The following is a 22,945-nucleotide window of genomic DNA, read 5'->3' on the forward strand; positions in this document are numbered from 1 at the left end:
GATGTCGTCGCCCGCCCTGCTGCCGCTCTGCCTCCTTCTGCTCGGCCTCGCCGCCCCGGTGCGTGCCGAAGAAGCGCCCACCCCGGCGCCGGAACCGCCTGCGGCTCCCACAGCCCTGGCGCCAGCATTGACGCGAAGTCAGGAGCAGCAGCAGGCGCTGATGCGGCAGCTGCCCGCCGAGCAGCAGAAGACCCTGCAGGCCGGCGACGAGTCCTTTCTTGCCCTGCTGGTGCCCGCCGCCCGGGCCAAGGCCAGCGGGACGGTAGTGCTGGTGCCGGGCGACGGCGAATCGGCCGACTGGCCCAATGTGATAGCCCCCGTACGCCAGGAGCTACCCACTTACGGTTGGCAGACCATCAGCCTGAGCCTGCCCGACCCCTATGACCCGGTGGTGGCGATCGAGCGCGATACCGCCCCGGCGGACACCGACGCCCAGGTCAACAGCGAGCAGACGGCACCGCCGGTGACCGGTGGCAGCGGCACGGCGCCCGCCGCCCCGACCCAGGCCGAAGCCGGCAGCGGCGAACCGGCCCAGGCGGCGGTCGCGCCGGTCGATCCCGAAGCCGCGGCCAATGCCCAGGCCACCCGGGTGCTGGCCCGCATAGCCGCTGGCATCGACCTGGCACTGCAACAGGGCGCCAACCCCATCGTACTGGTCGGCCACGGCACCGGCGCCTATTGGGCCGCGCGCTATCTGGCGGAAAAGGAACCGGCCGAGGTCAAGCAACTGGTGCTCATCGATGGTCGCGAGCCCCAGGGGCTGCCGCCGCGGCTGGACGCCACCATGGGCAAGACCGATCTGCAGATCGCCGACCTGGTACATGCACCCGGACCGGCCGCCCAACGGCGCAAGGAGCGCGCGGCGCAAAAGGCCAACAAGGGCTATCGGCAGATCGACCTGCCGGTGATTCCCGGCGACCGCACCGCGGAGCAGGAGCAGACCGTTCGCCGGCTGCGCGCCTGGCTGGATCGCCTGCCACCGGCCGCTAGCGGAAGCCCCGCCGCCTCTTGATCAGCTGATAGGCGGCATGCAGCTCGGCGGTGCGCTGGGCAGCGGCATAGACCGCCGACTGGCCCGCTCCGGCACCGGCCTTCTTGTCGGGGTGGTGGCGGGAGAGCAGCCGCCGATAGGCCTGCTTGACCGTGGCGGCGTCGGCGTCATCGGTAACGCCGAGCAATTGCAGCGCCTTGCGATACCTCTCCTCGCTGCCGGGCTGGCGCGGCGCCGCCTGCACCGGTGGCTGCAGGGCCAGCACCTGGGCTTCGGCCAGACCCATCGCCTGCCCCCAACCGAGGATCTCGTCGCGGTCCCCAGGGCGCACGCTGCCGCTGATCCAGACCATGCGCCAGCAGGCGCGCAGGATGCCCTCGCTGCGCTCGCTGAGACGCTGCAGGTCGGCCGTCGACGGCAGGGTGCCGCCCTTGCCCTGCTCGAAGGCGGCGATGGCCTTCTTGCGGTCGTCGGCGCCGAGCCCCAGACGCTCGATCTCGCCTTCGGCCTGGCGGATGTGGGCCGTCAGCACCCGACCGCCGCGCTTGGCCAGACGACCGAGCATCTGGAATTGCGCCTGATGTTCGAAGCGCCCGGGGCGCCCCTGCCAGCGTGCCTTCCAGCCCGCCAGGGAAGTCAGCCCCAGCTGGCGTTCGCCGGCATGGGCGAGCAGCGCCACCAGCAGGGCGCCGGGAATGCTGGCCACGGCCCAGCCGGCCAGGAAGCCCAGCACCGTCAGCGGCCAGAACCAGACCTTCAAGAAGCCGTCCCGAACAGCCGCTCCGCTTCCGCCAGCCGCTCCAGGGTGCCCACGTCCACCCAGCGACCGTCCAGCCGCTGGCCCGAGACCTGTCCGGCGGCAATGGCGGGTCGCAACACGTCCACCAGCTTGAAGGCCCCGGCCGTGCGCTCGGCGAACAGCTGCGGATGCAGCACGGCGATGCCGCTGTAGGTGAGCTTTTCCGGGGCATCCAGGGTGATCCCCCCGTCCACCAGACCGAAGTCGCCGGCCGGGTGATGCGGCGGGTTGTCGACCAGCACCAGGTGCGCCAGGCGACCGGCTGGCAAGGCCAGGGTGCCGAAGGCGAAATCGGTGCGGATATCGCCGTTGACCAGCACGAAGGGCGCACTGCCCAGCAGCGGCAGCGCGCGGAAGATGCCGCCCCCGGTCTCCAGCGGCTCACCCTCGGCAGAGAAGCGGATGGTGACCCCTAGTTGGCTGCCATCGCCCAGGGCGGCTTCCAGCTGGGCGCCCAGCCAGGCGTGATTGATCACCAGCTCGGTAATGCCTGCCGCGGCCAGCGCCCGGATGTGATGCTCGATCAGCGGCCGGCCGTTCACCTCGATCAGCGGCTTGGGCAGGCTCAGCGTCAACGGTCGCATCCGCTCGCCCTTGCCCGCCGCCAGGATCATGGCCTTCATGCGTCGACCCGCGCGGCGTGCAGCTCGTCGAGCAAGGCGCCGAGATCGGCCAGCTCCGGTCGCCGCGCCACCACGGTACGGATGTAGGCGAGAAAGCGCGGGGTGTCGGCGACGTAGCGCGGCTTGCCGTCGCGATGCCAGATGCGGGCGAAGATGCCCATCACCTTGAGATGGCGCTGCACGCCCATCAGATCCGAGGCGCGCTGGAAATCGGCGAAGTCGGGCTGCACCGGGATGCCGACGGCACGCGCCTGCTCCCAGTAGCCCAGCAGCCAGCGCTGCACAAGCGGCTCGGGCCAGCTGAGGAAGGCATCCTTGAACAGGCTGGTGATGTCATAGGTCACCGGCCCGATGACCGCATCCTGGAAGTCCAGCACGCCCGGACTGGGCGTGCTCAGCATCAGGTTGCGCGGCATGAAGTCCCGGTGGACCAGCACCTGGGGTTGCGCCAGGGCGCTGTCGATCAATCGGTCGCAGACGGCCTGCCAGCGTTCGAGCTGACTCGCGCTGAAGGTCATGTCCAGTTCGCGACCCACGTACCACTCTGGAAACAGACTCAACTCGCGGGCAAGCAGAGCCCTGTCGTAGAGCGGCAGGCTGCCGTTCGTCGGCTGCTTGCCCTGGAAAGCCAGCAGGGCATCGATGGCCGCCTGGAAATAATCGTCGGCATTGGCCGCATTGATCACCTCCAGATAGGTCAGGGTGCCGAGATCGCTCAGCAGCAGGAATCCCCGCTCCAGATCCTGAGCCAGGATGCGCGGTACATGGACCCCGGCCTCGGCCAGCAGCGCGGCCACCTGGACGAACGGACGGCAGTCCTCCTGCGGCGGCGGCGCATCCATCACGATCAGGCTGCGGCCCTCGCCCGCCCAGCGGAAATAACGGCGAAAACTGGCATCACTGCTGGCCGCGGTCAGGCTACCCTTGGGCACCTCGCCCCAGGCCTGTTCCCGGAAAATTTCCGGTAGAACGGTGGTCAGCCAGTCTTCTATCTGGTTTAAGCGAACATCTTCAGTCATTTACAGCGGATCCCTCGGCCCTAGCCGATGTGCAGGTCATGTTTTATTATCCGCTATCTTTTTGAGCCCATCGAGAGGCCGCGGCCCCTTAATGGCCGGCGTGCAGGACGACTTTAAGGATGGCCGTGAAAACCCCCGCGTTTCGCAGAAAATTTCCCCTCTTGGTAACCGGCAGCCTGCTCGCCATGCAGCCCGTCACCGCCCTTATCGCCGCCCCCGCCGAGCAGTTCAGCTGTAACGCCGGAGCCGGCGGCGGCTGGTCGTGCAACACCCAGGCACCCACCGCGGCCATTCCGCCCCGCCCCAGCAAGGGCGAGACCCAGGGCGTCGCGGCGGAGCCCGCCGCGCGCAAGGGCGATGCTGCCGTGCTGGTCACCGAGAGCAAGGGCCGCGCCCTCAAGTCCCGCAGCGCCGACTACAGCCACCTGGACTGGGTCCCGCGCGATCAGCTGACCCCGGCCCAGTTGGCCGAGACCGGTCCCTACTGCAGCGGTGCCTATGTCGAGCCGCAGCGTCCGGGCATGTACGACGACACCCCGACCGCCAAGGCCCCGACCTATATCTCCGCCAAGGCCTCGCGCTACGAGCAGGAGCAGCAGGTCGCCACCCTGGCCGGTGACGTGGTGCTGCGCCAGGGCGGCATGCAGGTGGAATCCCAGGAAGCCAACCTGCACCAGCTGGAGAATCGCGGCGAGCTCAAGGGCAACGTCAAATTCCGCGACAACGGCCTGCTGATGGTCGGCGACAAGGCCGACATGCAGCTGGACAACGGCCAGGTCCAGGTCGACAACGCCGAATTCGTCATGCACCAGAGCCGCGCCCGTGGCAGCGCGCTCTACGCCAAGCGTGGCGACGACGCCATCATCCGCCTCAAGGATGGCACCTACACCACCTGCGAACCGGGCAGCAACGCCTGGCAGGTCAAGGGCAACACCGTCACCCTGAATCCGGCCACCGGCCTCGGCTACGCGACCAACGCCACGCTGCGGGTCAAGGACATCCCGGTCCTCTATACGCCCTTCATCTACTTCCCGATCGACGACCGTCGGCAGTCCGGTTTCCTGGCGCCCTCGATCAGTACCTCCAGCGACACCGGCTTCGCGATCACCACGCCCTACTACTTCAACCTGGCGCCCAACTATGACGCCACCCTCTATCCGCGCTACATGGCCAAGCACGGCCTGCAGACCGAGGGCGACTTCCGCTACCTGACCCGCAGCAGCGAAGGCGAGGTCTACGGCTCCTACCTCAAGGACACCGACCCGGAGCACGAGGGCGAACCGGAAGCCACCGACAACCGCTGGCTGTACGGCTGGAAGAATCGCAGCGGCCTGGATTCGCGCCTGATGGCCGAGGTGGACTACACCCGCATCAGCGACCCCTACTATTTCCAGGACCTGGACACCGACCTCGGCATCAACAAGCCGACCTACGTCAACCAGCAGGGTCGCCTGACCTACCGCGGCGACACCTTCGTCGCCGGCCTCAACGCCCAGGCCTACCAGCTGGCCACCGTCTCCGACGTGACGCCCTACAACCGCCTGCCGCAGCTGACCCTGAGCGGCGCCCTGCCCTACAACCCGGGCGGTCTGGACTTCACCTACGACACCGAGGCGGTGCGCTTCACCCGCAGCTTCGACGACAACACCTACTTCGACCTGGACGACAACGGCAACCGCACCAACGTGCGCAACCGCCCGGACGTCAACCTGTTCGGCCTGACCCGCGCCGAAGGCAATCGCTACCACGTCGAGCCGGGCATTGCCCGCCCGATGACCGCGTCCTGGGGCTTCCTGACGCCGTCGCTGCGCTATGCCTATACCCGCTACGACCTGGATCTGGACAGCACCGGCCAGAACGACCTGAACTCGCCGCTGGTCGGCGGTAGCCGTCGCGCCGCGGCCGGTTCCAGCGTGACCAGCTTCAACGACAGCCCGACCCGCTCGGTGCCGATCTTCAGCCTCGACAGCGGCCTCTACTTCGACCGCACCTCGAATCTGTTCGGCGAAGGCGGCAAGCAGACCCTGGAACCCCGCGCCAAGTACCTCTACGTACCCAACCGCGACCAGGACGATCTGCCGGTGTTCGATACCGGCGAATACACCTTCAGCTACAGCTCGCTGTGGCGCGACAACCGCTTCACCGGTCGCGACCGCATCGGCGACGCCAACCAGCTGGCCCTGGGTGCCACCAGCCGCTTCATCGAGCCCAACGGCTTCGAGCGCGCCAACGTGAGCTTCGGTCAGCTGTTCTACTTCCGCGACCGCGAAGTGCAGCTGCCCGGCCTGACCAAGGACGACCTGGCCTACGCCCGCAGCCTGGGGCAGAACATCGACAATCCCCAGGCCACCACCTCGCGCTCGCCCTATGCCCTGGCCGGCATGTATCGCTTCAATCGCGACTGGCGCGTGAATGGCGAATTCAACTGGGATCCGACCCTGCACCAGACGGACTCCGGCAGCGTCATGTTCCACTACCAGCCGGAAGCCGAGCCGGGCAAGATCCTCAACGTTGGCTATCGCTATCGTGACAACGTCCGGGTGTTCGATCCGAACTTCGGCCGCTTCACCTACAACAGCGACGACTACAAGGTCGACCAGCACGACATCTCCTTCATCTGGCCGATCGTGCCCCAGTGGTCCGCGATTGCCCGCTGGCAGTTCGACTACAACAAGAGCCGTACCCTCGAAGCCTTCGGTGGCTTCGAATACGACAACTGCTGCTGGAAGCTGCGCCTGATCAGCCGCTACTGGCTCAAGAGCGAAGACGACGTCTTCTACACCGCCCAGAGTTCCGAAGCCGATCGCGGGATCTTCCTGCAGATCGTGCTCAAGGGACTTGGCAACGTCTTCGGCGGCAAGACCGAAGGCTTCCTGGACAGAGGCATTCAAGGCTATCGTGAACGTGAAGACCAAGCTATGTAACGCCCTGCGCCCGCTCGCCCTGGGCGCGGCGCTCGCTCTCTCCCCTCTGGCTCAGGCTGCCGTGGTTCCGCTGGACAAGGTCGTGGCCATCGTCGACAACGACGTGGTCATGCAGAGCCAGCTCGATCAGCGACTCAACGAGGTCAAGCAGAACATCACCCGCCGCGGCGCAGCGGCGCCGCCGGAAAGCGAGCTGCGTCAGCAGGTGCTCGAACGGCTGATCCTGGAAGACATCCAGATGCAGCTGGCCGGGCGCATGGGCGTCAAGATCTCCGACGAGGAGCTCAACCAGGCCGTGGCCACCATCGCCCAGCGCAATGGCCTGAGCGTGGCCGACTTCCGCAAGGCCCTGGCCCGCGATGGCCTCTCCTACGACGCCGCCCGCGAGCAGGTCCGCCGCGAGATGATGATCAGCCGGGTGCGTCAGCGTCAGGTCGGTCAGCGCGTGCAGGTCACCCAGCAGGAGGTGCAGAACTTCCTCGCCTCGGACCTGGGCAAGCTACAGCTGTCCGAAGAGTATCGCCTGGCCAACATCCTGATCCCGGCAGCGGACAACGCTGGCACCGCCGGTCTCGACGCCGCCGCGCGCCAGGCCCAGGACACCTACAACCAGCTGCGTCAGGGCGCCGACTTCAACCAGCTGGCCATCGCCCGCTCGGCCGGTGACAACGCCCTCGACGGTGGCGAGATCGGCTGGCGCAAGGCCGCCCAGCTGCCCCCGCCCTTTGATCGCCTGATCGGCAGTGTCGGCGTCGGCGGCATCACCCAGCCGGTGCGCGTGCCCGGTGGCTTCGTGATCCTCAAGGTGGAAGAGAAGCGCGGAGGCGAGGCCAGCATCGTCGACGAGGTGCACGTCCGGCACATCCTGCTCAAGCCCAATGCCGTGCGCAGCGATGCCGAGACCCAGCGCCTGGCGGCGCGCCTGCGCGAGCGCATCCAGAACGGCGAGAGCTTCGCCACCCTGGCCAAGAGCTTCTCGGAAGACCCGGGCTCGGCGCTCAATGGCGGCGACCTGGGCTGGATCAACCCGGAATCCCTGGTCCCGGAATTTCGCGAGGTGATGAACAACTCGCCGGTCAACCAGCTCTCGCAGCCGTTCCGCACCGCCTTCGGCTGGCACATTCTGGAAGTCCTGGGCCGTCGGGCCACCGACAACACCCAGCAGGCGCGCGAGCAGCAGGCGCTGAATCTCCTGCGTAGCCGCAAGTACGACCAGGAACTGCAGACCTGGTTGCGCCAGATCCGCGACGAAGCCTACGTCGAGATCAAGCAGTAACCCCAAGGCCGCAGGCCCCCCCTGCGGCCTTCTTGTTTCCGGAGCCCGCCATGGCCCTGCGCTTCGCCCTGACCCCCGGTGAGCCCGCCGGTATCGGTCCCGACCTCTGCCTGCTGCTGGCCCGCGTGGCCCAGCCCCACGCCCTGATCGCCATCGCCAGCCGCGACCTCCTGGCCGCTCGCGCGATCGAGCTGGGACTCGCCATCGAGCTCATCGAGGTCGCTCCCACGGCCTGGCCCGACCGCCCGGCACCCGCCGGTGCGCTCTATGTCTGGGATACCCCGCTGGGTGCCCCGGTGGTGACCGGCCAGCTCGATACCGCCAATGCCGCCTATGTCCTGGACACCCTGACCCGCGCCGGCCAGGGCTGTCTCGACGGCACCTTTGCCGGGATGATCACCGCGCCGGTGCACAAGGGCGTGATCAACGACGGCGGCGTGGCCTTTTCCGGCCACACCGAATTTCTCGCCGAGCTGACCCAAACCTCCCAGGTGGTGATGCTGCTGGCAACGGCCGGCCTGAGAGTGGCCCTGGTCACCACCCATCTGCCACTGCGCGAGGTGGCCGATGCCATCGATCGCCAGACACTGCTGGACGTGACCCGCATCCTGCATGGCGATCTGCAGCGCTATTTCGGTGTGGCGCGGCCGCGCATCCTGGTCTGCGGTCTCAATCCCCATGCCGGCGAAGGCGGTCACCTGGGCCGTGAGGAGATCGAGATCATCGAGCCGGCGCTGGACAGCCTGCGCGCCGAAGGCCTCGACCTCATTGGGCCGCTGCCCGCCGACACCCTCTTCACGCCCAAGCACCTCGAGCACTGCGATGCGGTCCTGGCCATGTATCACGACCAGGGCCTGCCGGTACTCAAGCACAAGGGTTTCGGCGCCGCGGTCAACGTGACCCTGGGCCTGCCGATCATCCGCACCTCGGTCGACCATGGCACCGCCCTCGACCTGGCCGGCAGCGGACGCATCGATACCGGCAGTCTGAAGGTCGCCCTGGAGACCGCCTACAGCATGGCGGCCCATCGCCGTTCGGTGACTTAAGAGGCTGTTCATAACCTCGCGAGTTAGAGACAAACAAGGCCTGGGCGGCCCCGCAAAAAGCCCTGAGGAAGCGGATCGGACTCGCGGGCGAGTTTACGAAGGGTAAAAGAGCATCTCCGACGGAGCTGGCCTTCCAGGGTCTTTTCAACGCAGTTTGGCCGACGCGCAGCAGGTTATGAACAGGCTCTGAGCGCTCCGGTGACGGTCAAGGGTCTGCTAAACTGGTGGGTCTTTGCCGTCTTGAAATTGCAGGCCCGCTGCCTGCGCCGGAGCACCTGATGACCGAGCTCTACCAACACCGCGCCCGCAAGAGGTTCGGCCAGAACTTCCTGCACGACGCCGGAGTGATCCATCGCATCCTGCGCGCCATCCACGGTCGACCCGGCGAACGCCTGCTGGAAATCGGGCCGGGCCAGGGCGCCCTCACCGAAGGCCTGCTCGGCAGTGGCGCCCGGCTCGACGTCATCGAGTTGGACCAGGACCTGATTCCCCTGCTCCGACTCAAGTTCGGCCTCAATCCGCTGTTCACCCTGCACCAGGGTGACGCCATGAAGTACGACCTCTCCAGCATCGCCGCCGGCGATCGGCTGCGGGTGGTGGGCAACCTGCCCTACAACATCTCCACACCGCTGATCTTCCACCTGCTCAGCTTCGCCGACATCATCGCCGACATGCACTTCATGCTGCAGAAGGAAGTGGTGGAACGGCTGGCCGCGGTGCCCGGCAACGGCGACTGGGGTCGGCTGTCGATCATGGTGCAGTACCACTGCCGCGTGGAACACCTGTTCAATGTCGGTCCGGGCGCCTTCAATCCGCCGCCCAAGGTGGATTCGGCCATCGTGCGCCTGGTGCCCCACACCGAGCGCCCCCACGTGGCGCGCGATCCGGTCCTGCTAGAGCGCGTCGTCCGCGAGGCCTTCGGCCAGCGGCGCAAGACCCTCAGGAACACCCTCAAGGGCACCCTGGACAGCGCCGCCATCGAAGCCGCCGATGTCGACCCGGGGCTGCGCCCCGAACAGCTGGACCTGGCCGCTTATGTACGCCTGGCCAACCAGCTGGCGTCCAGCTGAAGCCCCTCCATCCGTATCTGCCGAGAATCCTCTTGTGACCGAGCCCGATCCGCGCTACCTCATCACCGTGCAGGTCACCACCCGCTACCTGCCCGAACAATCCAGCGCCAGCCAGGAGCGCTACGCCTTCGCCTACGACGTGAGCATCCGCAATGATGGCCAGCTGCCGGCGCGGCTGCTCAGCCGCCACTGGATCATCACCGACGGCAATGGCGAGGCGCAGGAAGTGCGCGGCCCGGGCGTGGTGGGCGAGCAGCCGCTGATCGCGCCGGGCGAAACCCACAGCTATTCCAGCGGCACCCTGATGCCGACCCAGGTGGGCAGCATGAGGGGCAGCTACCAGATGGTCGCCAGCGATGGCCATACCTTCGAGGCCACCATCCCCACCTTCCGCCTGGCCGTACCCGGCTCGCTGCACTAGGAGTCCCGATGACGCTGTACGCCGTTGGCGACCTGCAAGGTTGCCTCGACCCGCTCAAATGCCTCCTCGACGAGGTCCGCTTCGATCCCGCGCAGGACCGCCTCTGGCTGGTGGGTGATCTGGTCAATCGCGGAACTCAGTCCCTGGAAACCTTGAGATACCTGTACGGGATGCGCGATTCGCTGGTCAGCGTTCTGGGCAATCACGACCTGCACCTGCTGGCAGTGGCCTTGGGCGGCGCCAGGCTGAAGAAGCAGGACACCCTGAGCGACATCCTCGCCGCGCCCGACCGCGACGAGTTGCTGCATTGGCTGCGCCACCTGCCGCTGATGCGGCACGATGCCGGGCGCAACTGCGTGCTGGTCCACGCCGGTCTGCCGCCGCAATGGACGCTGGCCCAGGCCCTGAGCCTGGCCGGCGAAGTGGAAGCCGTATTGCGCGATGACCAGGCCCATGTGCCCTTTCTCGAGCAGATGTATGGCAACGAGCCGGCGCTCTGGCAAGATGAGCTGCAGGGCCAGGAGCGCCTGCGCCTGATCACCAACTACCTGACGCGGATGAGATTCTGCAGTCCGGAAGGTCGCCTGGAATTCAAGAGCAAGGAAGGCCTGGACAGCGCGCCGGCCGGTTTCGCCCCCTGGTTCAGCCACGATCACCGGCTGACCCGGGACGTGCGCATCCTGTTCGGCCACTGGGCCGCGCTCAAGGGTCGCTGCGCGGCGCCCAATGTCGAGGCGCTCGACAGCGGCTGTGTCTGGGGCGGCGACATGACCCTGCTCGACGTCGACGGCAACCGCCGTCATCTCTGCAGTTGCAAGGAGAAGAAATGAGCGAATTCACCTGTATCTCCCCGGAACGGGCGCTGGAACTGCGCAGCGAGGGCGCGCGGATCGTCGACATCCGTGACCCGCACAGCTATGCCACCCTGCACGTCGCCGGCGCCCAGCGTCTCGACAACCAGAACATCCACGACTTCATCGCGGCCGCCGATCTCGACGCGCCGCTGCTGGTGTTCTGCTACCACGGTCACTCCAGTCAGAGCGCGGCGGCCTTTCTGGCCGGCCAGGGCTTCAGCCAGGTCTACAGTGTCGACGGCGGCTTCGAAAACTGGCGTACCCGCTATCCCGAACAGACCGAAAGTGGCGAGGCCCTTTAACACAATGGCTTGACGCTGTGGTTACAAGAATAAACCGAATTGGCTCTTCCACATCTCGCAGATAGGACTATTCTGGAATCAGGCCCTCCGGAAACGGCGGGTTCGATAACCGGCTTTGGACCATCGGTGTAACCACTGGAGATTCGGGGGAATTCCAGGGGGACCGTCTCCATCGGTCTCCTTCGTGCGTCTCTCGAAACCCAACCCTACTTCTGCAGGCGGATCGATTAGGCAAGACGACAACGAAGGTATTAGGGACGTTATCTTTCGTCGCCCGGCATGACCGCTCCCCACCGGCAGCAAGGCAAGGCTCCAGGCATCGATTCCAAGCTGGTCCAGGGTATCCAGCGAGGAGACGTCATGAGCATTTTCAGTCACTTCCAGGGGCGTTTTGAAGCGACTCGCCAGGAAGAGTATTCCCTTCAGGAATACCTTGAGATCTGCAAGAAGGATCGTACCGCCTTTGCCAGTGCCGCCGAGCGCATGCTCATGGCCATCGGCGAACCCGAACTGGTGGACACCACCAGCGACTCACGCCTGTCCCGCATCTTTTCCAACAAGGTCATCCGCCGCTACCCTGCCTTTGCCGACTTCCATGGCATGGAAGACTGCATCGAGCAGATCGTGTCCTATTTCCGCCACGCGGCGCAGGGCCTGGAAGAGAAGAAGCAGATCCTCTATCTGCTCGGCCCGGTAGGTGGCGGTAAATCGTCCCTCGCGGAAAAACTCAAGCACCTGATCGAGAAGGTCCCCTTCTACGCCATCAAGGGCTCGCCGGTGTTCGAATCGCCCCTGGGGCTGTTCAATCCCGACGAGGACGGCCAGATCCTCGAAGAGGACTACGGCATTCCCCGCCACTACCTGCGCAGCATCATGTCGCCCTGGGCCGCCAAGCGGCTGCAGGAATTTGGCGGCGACATCAGCAAGTTCCGGGTGGTCAAGCTCTACCCCTCCATCCTCAACCAGATCGCCATCGCCAAGACCGAGCCGGGCGACGAGAACAACCAGGACATCTCCGCCCTGGTGGGCAAGGTGGACATTCGCAAGCTGGAGGAATACCCGCAGAACGATGCGGATGCCTACAGCTACTCCGGCGCCCTGTGCCGCGCCAACCAGGGCCTGATGGAATTCGTGGAGATGTTCAAGGCCCCGATCAAGGTCCTTCACCCCCTGCTGACCGCGACCCAGGAAGGCAACTACAACAGCACCGAGGGCCTCGGCGCGCTGCCCTACAGCGGCATCATCCTGGCCCACTCCAACGAATCCGAGTGGCACACCTTCCGCAACAACAAGAACAACGAAGCCTTCATCGACCGGATCTACATCGTCAAGGTGCCCTACTGCCTGCGCGTCTCCGACGAGATCCACATCTACGACAAGCTGCTGGTCAACAGCTCCCTGGCCAACGCCCATTGCGCGCCGGACACCCTGAAGATGCTGGCCCAGTTCTCGGTGCTCTCGCGCCTCAAGGAACCGGAAAATTCCAACATCTATTCGAAGATGCGCGTCTACGACGGCGAAAACCTCAAGGACACCGATCCCAAGGCCAAGTCGATCCAGGAATACCGCGACAGCGCCGGCGTCGACGAGGGCATGAACGGGCTCTCCACGCGCTTCGCCTTCAAGATCCTCTCGCGGGTGTTCAACTTCGACGCCAACGAGATCGCGGCCAACCCGGTGCACCTGCTCTATGTGCTGGAGCAGCAGATCGAAGCCGAGCAGTTCCCGGCCGAGACCCGCGAGCGCTACATGAGATTCATCAAGGAATACCTGGCGCCGCGCTACGTGGAATTCATCGGCAAGGAGATCCAGACCGCCTACCTCGAGTCCTACAGCGAATACGGCCAGAACATCTTCGACCGCTACGTGCTCTACGCGGACTTCTGGATCCAGGATCAGGAATACCGCGATCCGGAAACCGGCGAGATCCTCAACCGCGCCTCGCTCAACGAGGAATTGGAGAAGATCGAGAAACCGGCCGGCATCAGCAATCCGAAGGATTTCCGCAACGAAATCGTCAACTTCGTGTTGCGCGCCCGTGCCAACAATAACGGCAAGAATCCGAGCTGGTTGTCCTACGAGAAGCTGCGCGCGGTGATCGAGAAGAAGATGTTCTCCAACACCGAGGAGCTCCTGCCGGTCATCAGCTTCAATGCCAAGGCCAGCAAGGAAGACCAGCAGAAGCACAGCGACTTCGTGACCCGCATGGTAGAGCGCGGGTACACCGAGAAGCAGGTACGACTGTTGTCCGAGTGGTATTCACGGGTACGCAAGTCGCAGTAAGGCAGCCTGAGGCTGAGCCCGCGACGACGCGCCAGCCGCGTCGTCGTGGTGTCCTGCAATAGCCCGGAGGGCCTGTATGAGCTATGTCATCGACCGGCGTCTAAACGGCAAGAACAAAAGCACGGTGAACCGCACGCGTTTCCTGCGGCGTTATCGTGAGCACATCAAGAAGGCGGTCGAGGAAGCCGTGAGCCGGCGCTCCATCACCGACATGGAACACGGCGAGCAGATCAGCATTCCTGCCCGCGATATCGACGAACCCGCCCTCTATCAGGGCAAGGGCGGCCGCCAGACCATCGTCCACCCGGGCAACAAGGAATTCGTCAGCGGCGAACGCATCCCGCGCCCCCAGGGCGGCGGCGGCGGTCAGGGCCAGGGCAAGGCCAGCAACAGTGGCGAAGGCATGGACGAATTCGCCTTCCAGATCACCCAGGATGAATTCCTCGACTTCATGTTCGAGGACCTTGAACTGCCCAATCTGGTCAAGAAGCAGCTGACCGGCACCGACACCTTCAAGACGGTCCGCGCGGGCATCAGCAACGAGGGCAATCCTGCACGCATCAACATCATCCGCACCCTGCGCGCCTCCCATGCGCGGCGCATCGCCCTCTCCGGCGGCAGTCGCAACAAGCTGCGCGAAGCCAGGGCGGAGCTGGCGCGGCTGCGGGTGGAGGAACCCGACAACCTGGGCGACATCCAGGCGCTGGAGGCCGAGATCGAGCGGCTGCGCGCGCGCATCGACAAGGTGCCTTTCCTCGACACCTTCGACCTCAAGTACAACCTGCTGTCCAAGCAGCCCAGCCCCAGCTCCAAAGCGGTGATGTTCTGCCTGATGGACGTCTCCGGCTCCATGACCCAGGCCACCAAGGACATCGCCAAGCGCTTCTACATCCTGCTCTACCTGTTTCTCAAGCGGAACTACGAACGCATTGAGGTGGTGTTCATCCGGCACCACACCAGCGCCAAGGAAGTGGATGAGGAGGAATTCTTCTACTCCCGGGAAACCGGCGGCACCATCGTCTCCAGCGCCCTCAAGCTGATGCAGGAGGTCATGGCCGAGCGCTATCCGGTCAACGAGTGGAATCTCTATGCCGCCCAAGCCTCCGACGGCGACAACTGGAACGACGACTCGCCCATCTGCCGGGAGATCCTGACCAAGCAGATCCTGCCGTTCATGCAGTACTACACCTATGTGGAGATCACCCCGCGCGAGCACCAGGCGCTGTGGTACGAATACGAGAACGTTCGCGGCGCCTTCCCGGATTCCTTCTCGCAGCAGCAGATCGTCTCGGCGGGGGATATCTATCCCGTGTTCCGCGAACTGTTCCAGCGGAGACTCGTGTCATGAAACGTGAGCCCATCTCCACCGGCTCGGAATGGACCTTCGAGCTGATCCAGACCTACGACCGGGAGATCGCCCGGATCGCCAAGCGCTATGCGCTGGACACCTACCCCAACCAGATCGAGGTGATCACCGCCGAGCAGATGATGGATGCCTATGCCTCCGTCGGCATGCCCATCGGCTACAACCACTGGTCCTACGGCAAGCACTTCCTGCACACCGAGAAGCACTACAGCCGCGGCCAGATGGGCCTGGCCTACGAGATCGTGATCAATTCCGATCCCTGCATCGCCTACCTCATGGAAGAGAACACCATGACCATGCAGGCGCTGGTGATCGCCCATGCCTGTTATGGTCACAACAGCTTCTTCAAGGGCAACTACCTGTTCCGCACCTGGACCGACGCCAGCTCCATCATCGACTACCTGGTGTTCGCCAAGCAGTACATCACCCAGTGCGAGGAACGCCATGGCATCGATGCCGTGGAAGAACTGCTGGATTCCTGCCATGCGCTGATGAACTACGGGGTGGATCGCTACAAGCGGCCCTACCCCATCTCCGCCGCCGAAGAACGCCAGCGGCAGAAGGAGCGCGAAGAGCAGTTGCAGCGGCAGGTCAACGACCTCTGGCGGACCATTCCCAAGATGGCCGGCAAGGAGTCGCATGACGAAGGGGCGCGCTTCCCCAGCGAACCCCAGGAAAACATCCTCTATTTCGTGGAAAAGCACGCGCCGCTGCTGGAGCCCTGGCAGCGCGAGGTGATCCGCATCGTGCGCAAGATCGCCCAGTACTTCTATCCCCAGCGCCAGACCCAGGTGATGAACGAAGGCTGGGCCACCTTCTGGCACTACACCCTGCTCAACGATCTCTACGACGAGGGCCTGGTCACCGAAGGCTTCATGTTCGAATTCCTGCAATCCCACGCCGGGGTGATCTACCAGCCGGGCTTCGACAGTCCCTACTACAGTGGCATCAACCCCTACACCCTGGGGTTCGCCATGTTCCGCGACATCCGGCGCATCTGCGAGGACCCCACGGAGGAAGACCGCCGCTGGTTCCCCGACATCGCCGGCAGCGACTGGCTGGCCACCGTCACCTTCGCCATGAAGAGCTTCAAGGACGAAAGCTTCATCCTGCAGTACCTCTCGCCCAAGGTGATCCGCGACCTCAAGCTGTTCAGCATCCTCGATGACGACCAGCGCGACGAACTGGAGGTGGCGGCCATCCACGACGACGGCGGCTATCGTCTGATCCGCGAGCAACTCGCCGCCCAGTACAACCTGGGCAATCGCGAGCCCAATGTGCAGATCTGGAACGTGGACCGGCGTGGCGATCGTTCGCTCACCCTTCGCCACTTCCAGCATGACCGCAAGCCGCTGGGCAACTCCACGGACGAGGTGCTCAAGCACCTGCACCGGCTCTGGGGGTTCGACATCCGCCTGGAAAGCATGAGGGGCGAAGATGTCACCCATAGCTTCCAGGTTCCGCCCCGCCACGAGAGCCGCGACCATGACCGGCGTCTGGATCTGGCTTCGCCGATCTGAGCCGAGTCAGGCTTTCGGGCTATCCTAGACCTCCGCAAGGAGGTCTTTTTCTATGCAAATCTACAAGGTGGGCGGCGCCGTGCGCGATCGCCTGCTCGGCCGACCGGTGACCGAAGTCGACTGGGTCGTGGTGGGCGCCACTGCCGAAGCCCTCGCCGCCCAGGGTTATCGTCCCGTGGGCGCCGATTTCCCGGTGTTCCTGCATCCCCGGACCGGCGAGGAATACGCCCTCGCCCGCACCGAACGCAAGAGCGGGCGCGGCTATGGTGGCTTCACCTTCCACGCCGCACCTGACGTCACCCTGGAACAGGATCTGATCCGCCGCGACCTGACCGTCAATGCCATGGCCGAAGACGACGATGGCCAGGTCATCGACCCCTATGGCGGGCGCGCGGATCTTCAGGCGCGCCTGTTGCGTCACGTCTCGCCTGCCTTCGCCGAAGATCCATTGCGCGTGCTGCGCGTCGCCCGTTTCGCCGCCCGCTATTGCAGCCTGGGTTTCCAGGTGGCGCCCGAAACGCTGCTGCTGATGCAGGAGATGGTCGCCAGCGGCGAGCTGGATGCCCTGACCGCCGAGCGGTTGTGGAAGGAAATTTCGCGCGCCCTGCTCGAAGAGCGGCCCGATGTCTTCATCCGGGTGCTGCACGACTGCGGCGCCCTGACTGCGCTGCTGCCGGAGGTGGCTGCCGGGTTCGCCGGCGAGCAGCCGGAACCGGGCGCCCGGGTCTCTGCTACCCTGCGCCAGAGCGCCGAGGTCCAGGCCTCGCTGAACGTACGCTGGGCCTGCCTGTTGCTGGACGTACCGGAAGAGAAGCACGCGGCCATCAACGCTCGCTTCAAGGTCCCGCGTGATCCCGCCGAGCTGGCACTGTTGCTGGCACGTCATTGGCCCACGGCCCTGCGGGCCCGGCAGCTGACGCCGGAGGCCTGGTTCGAGCTGCTGCAGGGTTTCGATGTGCTGCGCCGCCCGGCGCGCTTCGAGGAATTCCTCCAGGCCTGCGCCTGTGCGGCAGCGGTGAGGACCGAAGAAGGCGAGCCACCGCTGGCCTTGCTGCGTCAAGCGGCCGAGGTGTTGCGTGGAGTCGAGGTCCAACCCCTGGTCGCCCAGGGCTTTAAGGGCGCGGCCCTGGGCGAGGCGCTCAAACAGGCCCGCATCGACGCCCTGGCCCAGCTTTCGTAGGTTGGGTTGAGCACAGCGGAGCCCAACACCCCAACCACGGAGCACCGTTGGGCTTCGACGATGGAGCCGTCTCAACCCAACCTACGGCAGTTCCCGTAGGTTGGGTTGAGCGCAGCGAAGCCCAACGACCGCTGCGCTATACCTGATCGGCGCTCAGCAACGCGTTGGGCGTCAACTCCAGCCCCTTCCAGCTGAAAGCCACCGGCCGCAGCACCTGGGTAGTCTGGCCGCGCATCTCTTGCCACAGCTCATCGAGCCGGCGGCCGTTGTCCGGATGCCGCCGCTCGCCGGCCAGCAGGGCCAGCGGCCAGAGCACGAAGGCGTTGCGCAGGATCTCGGCGCGCGGCAGGGTCAGGCCGGCGAACTCGCCGGCCAGGTCGCCATGCAACAGGATGTCGATGTCCAGCGGCAGGCCCTGGCGATCCGGCGCATAGCGACCGCTGCGGGTTTCGATGGCCTTGAGTCTCTGACTCAGGGCCGCCGGGTCGAGCGCCGTGTCACCCGCCACCACCAGATTGAAGAAGGGCGCGCTGCGGATACCCACCGCTTCGCTCTCGAACACCGGCGAGCACTGCATGGCGGTCAGCAGCGTCGCGAGCTCGTCCAGGGCCATGCCCAGGTGCTGCTCGCGCTGGATATTGCTGCCCAGCCCCAGATAGACCCGGGTCACGCCTGCCCCCGCTCGATCTCCACGCCCACGCCGCGGGCGGTCGGCACCGCGCCGGGCTTGGTGATGCGCAGGCGCAGCCAGGGCAGCTTGAATTCCGCCTGCAACAGGGCGGCCAGGCGCTCGGCAAAGGTCTCCACCAGCTCGAAGGCGGTCTCGTGAGCAAAGACGGTGATGCGCTCGGCCACCGCCGCATAGTTCAGGGTGTGTTCGAGTTCGTCGTTCGCCGCCGCCGCGCGGATATCCCAGCCCATGGTGAGATCGATGCGCAGGCACTGGCGGATGTCACGCTCCCAGTCATACACCCCTATCACGGTGTCGACCTCGAGTCCCTCGATGAAAACCTTGTCCACTGCCTTTGCCTCGCACCTTTGCCGTGCTCTGTGTGATCGTCGCCGCCGGCCTATCGTCGGGCGGCGGGCTGTCGGTAGAATCGAGCCTTCTCCTGGCGCGGAACCCTACCATGTTCTGGCTGCTGCTCCTGCTGGCCTATCTGCTGGGCTCGCTGTCCTTCGCCGTGCTGCTCAGTCGCCTGTTCGGCACCCGCGACCCGCGTCACGACGGCTCCGGCAATCCCGGTGCCAGCAACATGCTGCGCCTGGCCGGGCGCAAGCTGGCGCTGCTGACCCTGGCCGGAGACCTGAGCAAGAGTCTGATTCCCGTGCTCATCGCCCAGCAGCTGGGACTGTCACCCCGGCAGCAGGCCTGGATCGGGCTGGCCGCCGTGGTCGGCCATCTCTATCCGCTGTACTTCCATTTCCGCGGTGGCAAGGGCGTCGCCACGGCGGCCGGGCTGCTGCTCGGCCTCTATCCGCCGGCGGCCCTGCTGGGGCTGGTGCTCTGGGCTGCGGTGTTCGCCAGCCTGAGGATCGCCTCCCTGGCATCGCTGGTCGCCGTGCTCGGCATCCTGCCGCTGTTCGCCTGGCAACGTGCGGATCTGCTGGCGCCCATGCTGCTGCTCGCCCTGCTCATCCTGATTCGCCACCGACACAATCTGCGCGCCCTGCGCCAGGGCACCGAGCGTCATTTTTGACCCTGGCGCCGCCCGGGGATTACCCGGCGACGCCCTCCGCCCGTCTCAGAGCGCCGCCAGCTGCTCCATGGGCCAGCGTGCCTTGACGGCGATGGCCGGACCCTCCTGCTGGCCGGCCAGCAGGCGCTGGCAACCGGCGTAGGCGATCATGGCGCCGTTGTCGGTGCAGAAGCGCGGCCGCGCATAGAAGACCTGGCCGCCCAGCTCGCCGAGCATCTGCTCCAGGTTCTGCCGCAGCGCCCGGTTGGCACTGACGCCACCGGCGATCACCAGCGACTTGAGCCCGGTCTGCTTCAGCGCGCGCTTGCACTTGATCGCCAGGGTCTCGACCACCGCCGTCTGGAAGGCCAGGGCGATGTCGCACCGGGTCTGCTCGCTGTCGTCACCGGCCGCCCGGCAGCGCTGCCAGGTGGTGAGGGTAAAGGTCTTGAGGCCGCTGAAGCTGAAGTCCAGACCAGGCCGATCGGTCATGGGCCGCGGAAAGACGAACCGCCCCACGACGCCACGCTCAGCCAGACGGGCGATCTCCGGTCCACCGGGATAGCTCAGGCCCAGCAGCTTGGCGGTCTTGTCGAAGGCCTCGCCAGCGGCATCGTCCAGGGACTCGCCCAGCACGCTGTAGCGGCCGATGCCATCGACCCGCACCAGCTGGGTATGGCCACCGGACACCAGCAGGGCGACGAAGGGAAATTGCGGCGGCTGCTCTTCGAGCATGGGCGCCAGCAGATGACCTTCCATATGGTGGACGCCCAGGGCAGGCACGTCCCAGGCCAGCGCCAGCGCCTGGGCGCAGGCCGCACCCACCAGCAGGGCGCCGACCAGGCCGGGGCCGGCGGTATAGGCGATGGCGTCCACGTCCGCGGGACGGCTGCCCGCCTCTTCCAGCACTTCGCGGATCAGCGGCAGCATGCGCTTGACGTGATCGCGCGAGGCCAGCTCCGGTACCACGCCACCGTAGACGCGATGCAGATCGATCTGGCTGAACAGCGCATCGGCCAGCAGGCCGCGCTCGCTGTCGTAGAGGGCGACGCCGGTTTCATCGCAGGACGTTTCCAGTCCCAGAACACGCATGGAGATAAGCCTTCGAGGGTATAGAATGTCAGGCTGCGCATGATAAGCGCCGCTTCCGGTACCGGCCAGCGCTTTTCGTCCGCCGGGGGTTGGCAGCGGGGCAGTTGAAGCGTTACTATCCGCAACCCTTAAAAACCGACGCTTCCCGTGCCCTTTTGCCGCTAGCGTTGGATTAAACCTCGGTAAATTTGAAGGTACGACCTGGATGCCCAACGTCAAAGTCAAAGAAAACGAACCCTTCGACGTAGCGCTGCGTCGTTTCAAGCGTTCCTGCGAGAAGGCCGGTGTACTGGCCGAAGTTCGTAGCCGCGAGTTCTACGAAAAGCCCACCGCCGAGCGCAAGCGTAAAGCTGCCGCCGCGGTCAAGCGCCACGCCAAGAAAGTACAGCGCGAGCAGCGCCGTCGCGAGCGCCTGTACTGAGTTACAGCGCTTTTCTGGCGTCATCAAACAACCCGACCTCTGGTCGGGTTGTCTGTTTCTGGCCTTCCCGCTTCGTCCTGGCGCCCGCTGGCGCTAGACTCTCCTCCTGGCCATCTGGCCTGCCTCACCCTCCGCTCTTCGCTCCTCTATCCAGACGCTGACCATGGCCGGACTCATCCCGCAAGGCTTCATCGACGACCTGCTCAACCGCACCGACATCGTCGAAGTGGTGGGCGCACGGGTGAAGCTCAAGAAGGCCGGCAAGAACTGGATGGCCTGTTGCCCCTTCCATAACGAGAAGACGCCCTCCTTCAGCGTCAGCCCCGACAAGCAGTTCTACTACTGCTTCGGCTGCGGCGCCGGCGGCAACGCCCTGGGTTTCATCATGGACCACGACAACCTCGAATTTCCCGAGGCGGTCGAGGAGCTGGCCAAGAAGGCCGGCGTGGACGTGCCGCGCGAAGAGAGCGGCGGGCGGCGCAAACCGCGGCAACCCACCGACTCGCCGCTCTATCCACTGCTGGCCGCGGCCGCCGAATTCTATCGCCTGGCGCTGCGCAACCATCCCAAGCGCCAGGCGGCGGTGGACTACCTGAAGAAGCGCGGCCTCACCGGCGAGATCGCCCGGGACTTCGGCCTGGGCTTCGCCCCGCCAGGCTGGGACAACCTGGGCAAGCACCTGGGTGGCGACGACCTGCAGCAGAAGGCCATGCTCGATGCCGGCCTGCTGGTGGAGAACGCCGAGAGCGGCAAGCGCTACGATCGCTTTCGCGACCGGGTCATCTTCCCGATCCGCGACAGCCGGGGCCGGGTGATCGCCTTTGGTGGTCGGGTGCTGGGCGACGACAAGCCGAAGTACCTCAACTCGCCGGAAACCCCGGTGTTCCACAAGGGCCAGGAACTCTACGGCCTGTTCGAGGCACGCAAGCACAACCGCGACCTGGACGAGATCCTCGTCGTGGAAGGCTACATGGATGTCATCGCCCTGGCCCAGCAGGGCATCCGCAATGCCGTGGCCACCCTGGGCACCGCCACCAGCGAAGAGCACATCAAGCGGCTGTTTCGCATCGTGCCGAGCATCCTGTTCTGCTTCGACGGCGACCAGGCCGGCCGCAGCGCCGCCTGGCGCGCCCTGGAGTCGGCCCTGCCGGTGCTCAAGGACGGCTTCCGGGTGCGCTTCCTGTTCCTGCCCGAAGGCGAGGACCCCGACACCCTGGTGCGCGCCGAGGGGGCGGATGCCTTCCAGGCGCGCTTCGTCCAGCAGGCCCAGCCGCTGGCCGAGTATTTCTTCCAGCAACTGATGATCGAAGCGGACCCGGCCACCCTGGAGGGCAAGGCGCACCTGGCCACCCTGGCGGCGCCGCTGATCGAGAAGATTCCCGGCAACAACCTGCGCCTGCTGATGCGCCAGCGCCTGAGCGAACTTACCGGTCTCGGCAACGACGCCCTGAGCCAGCTGGCACCGTCCGCACCGGCGCAGGATGCGCCACCCGTGGACTATGGCGACTACGCCTACGCCCATGCCGAGGAAGCGCCGGCGCAGCAGCAGTGGACGCCACGCCGCGAGGGCAAGGGCGGGCGCGACGGCAAGGGCTGGAAAAAGGATTTCAACGGCAAGGGCGGCGGCGAGCGCATCCCGCGCCAGCCACCGGTCAAGGTGGAGACCCCGGTGCTGGCCGCGCTACGCAGCCTGCTGCATCATCCGACGCTGGCCCAGGCGGTGCAGGACGCCCGCGACCTGGCCGAGGAAAGCGATCAGTACGCCCAGCTGCTGGTCGCCCTGGTCGAGGCGCTGCAGAAGAAGCCGGGACAGAGCACCCTGGCGCTCATCGCCCGCTGGCACGGCACCGAACAGGGCCGACTGCTGCGCGCCCTGGCGGAAAAAGAGTGGCTGATTGCCGGCGACAACCTTGAACAACAGTTTTTCGACACCATAACGAGGTTAGCCGCCAGCCAGCGTGATCGCTCGCTGGAGCAACTCCTACGCAAGGCGCGACAGAGCGAGCTGAGCTCCGAAGACAAGGACCGCCTACGCGAACTCCTCAGCCGTCCGGCGGGGTCCGTGACCTAACTGGCACG

At 65.7% G+C, this 22,945-nt stretch carries 21 protein-coding genes; 15 read left to right on the forward strand and 6 right to left on the reverse strand.

Annotated elements, in window-relative coordinates:
• Window position 1: 1 nt before the first annotated feature.
• Window positions 2-1,012 carry a DUF3530 family protein gene (locus tag PVZ72_RS15075; RefSeq protein WP_273862365.1) on the forward strand — a complete coding sequence of 337 codons (1,011 nt, stop codon included), beginning with the start codon at window positions 2-4 and terminating at the stop codon, window positions 1,010-1,012.
• Here the strand turns inward: PVZ72_RS15075 and PVZ72_RS15080 are convergent.
• From PVZ72_RS15080 to PVZ72_RS15090, 3 genes are read right to left on the reverse strand one after another with little or no spacing between them, the layout of a single operon-like run.
• Window positions 987-1,751, reverse strand: coding sequence for a DnaJ domain-containing protein (locus PVZ72_RS15080; RefSeq protein ID WP_273862366.1), 765 nt, complete (start codon window positions 1,749-1,751; stop codon window positions 987-989). The genes PVZ72_RS15075 and PVZ72_RS15080 overlap by 26 nt on opposite strands.
• Window positions 1,748-2,413 (reverse strand): N-acetylmuramate alpha-1-phosphate uridylyltransferase MurU, encoded by a 666-nt coding sequence (murU, locus tag PVZ72_RS15085; protein ID WP_273862367.1) that lies wholly within the window; start codon window positions 2,411-2,413, stop codon window positions 1,748-1,750. The genes PVZ72_RS15080 and murU overlap by 4 nt, the downstream gene beginning before the upstream one ends.
• Window positions 2,410-3,432, reverse strand: coding sequence for an aminoglycoside phosphotransferase family protein (locus tag PVZ72_RS15090; RefSeq protein WP_273862368.1), 1,023 nt, complete (start codon window positions 3,430-3,432; stop codon window positions 2,410-2,412). Before PVZ72_RS15090 ends, murU begins: the two co-directional genes overlap by 4 nt.
• 119 nt (window positions 3,433-3,551) lie before the next feature.
• Between PVZ72_RS15090 and PVZ72_RS15095 the strand changes: the two genes are divergently transcribed.
• From PVZ72_RS15095 to PVZ72_RS15145, 11 genes are all read left to right on the forward strand, one after another.
• Window positions 3,552-6,356: an LPS-assembly protein LptD gene (locus PVZ72_RS15095; protein ID WP_187980504.1), complete on the forward strand. Its 2,805-nt coding sequence runs from the start codon at window positions 3,552-3,554 to the stop codon at window positions 6,354-6,356.
• The gene (locus PVZ72_RS15100; protein WP_187981267.1) at window positions 6,337-7,632 is read left to right on the forward strand and encodes a peptidylprolyl isomerase; all 1,296 of its coding nucleotides are present in this window, start codon (window positions 6,337-6,339) and stop codon (window positions 7,630-7,632) included. The genes PVZ72_RS15095 and PVZ72_RS15100 overlap by 20 nt, the downstream gene beginning before the upstream one ends.
• 50 nt (window positions 7,633-7,682) lie before the next feature.
• Window positions 7,683-8,678 (forward strand): 4-hydroxythreonine-4-phosphate dehydrogenase PdxA, encoded by a 996-nt coding sequence (gene pdxA / locus PVZ72_RS15105; protein ID WP_273862369.1) that lies wholly within the window; start codon window positions 7,683-7,685, stop codon window positions 8,676-8,678.
• A 278-nt stretch (window positions 8,679-8,956) separates the two neighbouring features.
• Window positions 8,957-9,748: a 16S rRNA (adenine(1518)-N(6)/adenine(1519)-N(6))-dimethyltransferase RsmA gene (rsmA, locus tag PVZ72_RS15110; protein ID WP_017640354.1), complete on the forward strand. Its 792-nt coding sequence runs from the start codon at window positions 8,957-8,959 to the stop codon at window positions 9,746-9,748.
• A gap of 34 nt (window positions 9,749-9,782) precedes the next feature.
• Entirely contained in the window at window positions 9,783-10,169 is a 387-nt protein-coding gene (gene apaG / locus PVZ72_RS15115) for a Co2+/Mg2+ efflux protein ApaG (protein WP_273862370.1), read from the forward strand.
• An 8-nt stretch (window positions 10,170-10,177) separates the two neighbouring features.
• Entirely contained in the window at window positions 10,178-10,999 is an 822-nt protein-coding gene (locus PVZ72_RS15120; protein ID WP_187980507.1) for a symmetrical bis(5'-nucleosyl)-tetraphosphatase, read from the forward strand.
• Window positions 10,996-11,325, forward strand: coding sequence for a thiosulfate sulfurtransferase GlpE (glpE, locus tag PVZ72_RS15125; protein WP_187980508.1), 330 nt, complete (start codon window positions 10,996-10,998; stop codon window positions 11,323-11,325). Before PVZ72_RS15120 ends, glpE begins: the two co-directional genes overlap by 4 nt.
• A gap of 360 nt (window positions 11,326-11,685) precedes the next feature.
• The gene (locus PVZ72_RS15130) at window positions 11,686-13,608 is read left to right on the forward strand and encodes a PrkA family serine protein kinase (protein ID WP_133861950.1); all 1,923 of its coding nucleotides are present in this window, start codon (window positions 11,686-11,688) and stop codon (window positions 13,606-13,608) included.
• Between the two features lie 76 nt (window positions 13,609-13,684).
• Complete coding sequence (locus PVZ72_RS15135) at window positions 13,685-14,956, forward strand: YeaH/YhbH family protein (RefSeq protein WP_273862371.1); 1,272 nt, start codon at window positions 13,685-13,687, stop codon at window positions 14,954-14,956.
• Window positions 14,953-16,494, forward strand: a complete 1,542-nt coding sequence (locus PVZ72_RS15140; RefSeq protein ID WP_133861952.1) for a SpoVR family protein — start codon at window positions 14,953-14,955, stop codon at window positions 16,492-16,494. The genes PVZ72_RS15135 and PVZ72_RS15140 overlap by 4 nt, the downstream gene beginning before the upstream one ends.
• Before the next feature lie 52 nt (window positions 16,495-16,546).
• Window positions 16,547-17,674, forward strand: a complete 1,128-nt coding sequence (locus PVZ72_RS15145) for a multifunctional CCA addition/repair protein (RefSeq protein ID WP_273862372.1) — start codon at window positions 16,547-16,549, stop codon at window positions 17,672-17,674.
• A gap of 136 nt (window positions 17,675-17,810) precedes the next feature.
• On the opposite strand, the gene folK is transcribed toward PVZ72_RS15145, so the two are convergent.
• Together folK and folB are read right to left on the reverse strand one after the other, a co-directional pair.
• On the reverse strand, window positions 17,811-18,344 hold the full coding sequence (folK, locus tag PVZ72_RS15150; RefSeq protein ID WP_273862373.1) for a 2-amino-4-hydroxy-6-hydroxymethyldihydropteridine diphosphokinase: 534 nt from the start codon (window positions 18,342-18,344) through the stop codon (window positions 17,811-17,813).
• The gene (gene folB / locus PVZ72_RS15155; RefSeq protein WP_133861955.1) at window positions 18,341-18,694 is read right to left on the reverse strand and encodes a dihydroneopterin aldolase; all 354 of its coding nucleotides are present in this window, start codon (window positions 18,692-18,694) and stop codon (window positions 18,341-18,343) included. Before folB ends, folK begins: the two co-directional genes overlap by 4 nt.
• Window positions 18,695-18,804: 110 nt before the next feature.
• On the opposite strand from folB, the gene plsY reads away from it, so the two are divergent.
• On the forward strand, window positions 18,805-19,374 hold the full coding sequence (plsY, locus tag PVZ72_RS15160) for a glycerol-3-phosphate 1-O-acyltransferase PlsY (RefSeq protein ID WP_273862374.1): 570 nt from the start codon (window positions 18,805-18,807) through the stop codon (window positions 19,372-19,374).
• 45 nt (window positions 19,375-19,419) lie between these two features.
• Here the strand turns inward: plsY and tsaD are convergent, their stop codons facing one another.
• Complete coding sequence (gene tsaD, locus PVZ72_RS15165) at window positions 19,420-20,445, reverse strand: tRNA (adenosine(37)-N6)-threonylcarbamoyltransferase complex transferase subunit TsaD (RefSeq protein ID WP_273862375.1); 1,026 nt, start codon at window positions 20,443-20,445, stop codon at window positions 19,420-19,422.
• A 205-nt stretch (window positions 20,446-20,650) separates the two neighbouring features.
• Here tsaD and rpsU point away from each other — a divergent pair, with 205 nt between their 5' ends.
• Window positions 20,651-20,866: a 30S ribosomal protein S21 gene (rpsU, locus tag PVZ72_RS15170; RefSeq protein WP_007159750.1), complete on the forward strand. Its 216-nt coding sequence runs from the start codon at window positions 20,651-20,653 to the stop codon at window positions 20,864-20,866.
• A 163-nt stretch (window positions 20,867-21,029) separates the two neighbouring features.
• Window positions 21,030-22,937: a DNA primase gene (gene dnaG, locus PVZ72_RS15175; protein WP_273862376.1), complete on the forward strand. Its 1,908-nt coding sequence runs from the start codon at window positions 21,030-21,032 to the stop codon at window positions 22,935-22,937.
• Window positions 22,938-22,945: the final 8 nt, after the last annotated feature.

Source organism: Pseudomonas sp. LA5, assembly GCF_028640825.1.
In the GTDB taxonomy this organism is placed as follows: domain Bacteria; phylum Pseudomonadota; class Gammaproteobacteria; order Pseudomonadales; family Pseudomonadaceae; genus Chryseomonas; species Chryseomonas aestiva.

Coding starts and splice junctions, on each gene's coding strand:
- glpE (WP_187980508.1), top strand. CDS start 10,996: ATGAGCGAATTCACCTGTATCTCCCCGGAACGGGCGCTGGAACTGCGC.
- PVZ72_RS15120 (WP_187980507.1), top strand. CDS start 10,178: ATGACGCTGTACGCCGTTGGCGACCTGCAAGGTTGCCTCGACCCGCTC.
- pdxA (WP_273862369.1), top strand. CDS start 7,683: ATGGCCCTGCGCTTCGCCCTGACCCCCGGTGAGCCCGCCGGTATCGGT.
- rsmA (WP_017640354.1), top strand. CDS start 8,957: ATGACCGAGCTCTACCAACACCGCGCCCGCAAGAGGTTCGGCCAGAAC.
- murU (WP_273862367.1), bottom strand. CDS start 2,413: ATGAAGGCCATGATCCTGGCGGCGGGCAAGGGCGAGCGGATGCGACCG.
- PVZ72_RS15140 (WP_133861952.1), top strand. CDS start 14,953: ATGAAACGTGAGCCCATCTCCACCGGCTCGGAATGGACCTTCGAGCTG.
- PVZ72_RS15095 (WP_187980504.1), top strand. CDS start 3,552: ATGGCCGTGAAAACCCCCGCGTTTCGCAGAAAATTTCCCCTCTTGGTA.
- PVZ72_RS15090 (WP_273862368.1), bottom strand. CDS start 3,432: ATGACTGAAGATGTTCGCTTAAACCAGATAGAAGACTGGCTGACCACC.
- rpsU (WP_007159750.1), top strand. CDS start 20,651: ATGCCCAACGTCAAAGTCAAAGAAAACGAACCCTTCGACGTAGCGCTG.
- tsaD (WP_273862375.1), bottom strand. CDS start 20,445: ATGCGTGTTCTGGGACTGGAAACGTCCTGCGATGAAACCGGCGTCGCC.
- PVZ72_RS15145 (WP_273862372.1), top strand. CDS start 16,547: ATGCAAATCTACAAGGTGGGCGGCGCCGTGCGCGATCGCCTGCTCGGC.
- PVZ72_RS15075 (WP_273862365.1), top strand. CDS start 2: ATGTCGTCGCCCGCCCTGCTGCCGCTCTGCCTCCTTCTGCTCGGCCTC.
- dnaG (WP_273862376.1), top strand. CDS start 21,030: ATGGCCGGACTCATCCCGCAAGGCTTCATCGACGACCTGCTCAACCGC.
- PVZ72_RS15135 (WP_273862371.1), top strand. CDS start 13,685: ATGAGCTATGTCATCGACCGGCGTCTAAACGGCAAGAACAAAAGCACG.
- plsY (WP_273862374.1), top strand. CDS start 18,805: ATGTTCTGGCTGCTGCTCCTGCTGGCCTATCTGCTGGGCTCGCTGTCC.
- PVZ72_RS15130 (WP_133861950.1), top strand. CDS start 11,686: ATGAGCATTTTCAGTCACTTCCAGGGGCGTTTTGAAGCGACTCGCCAG.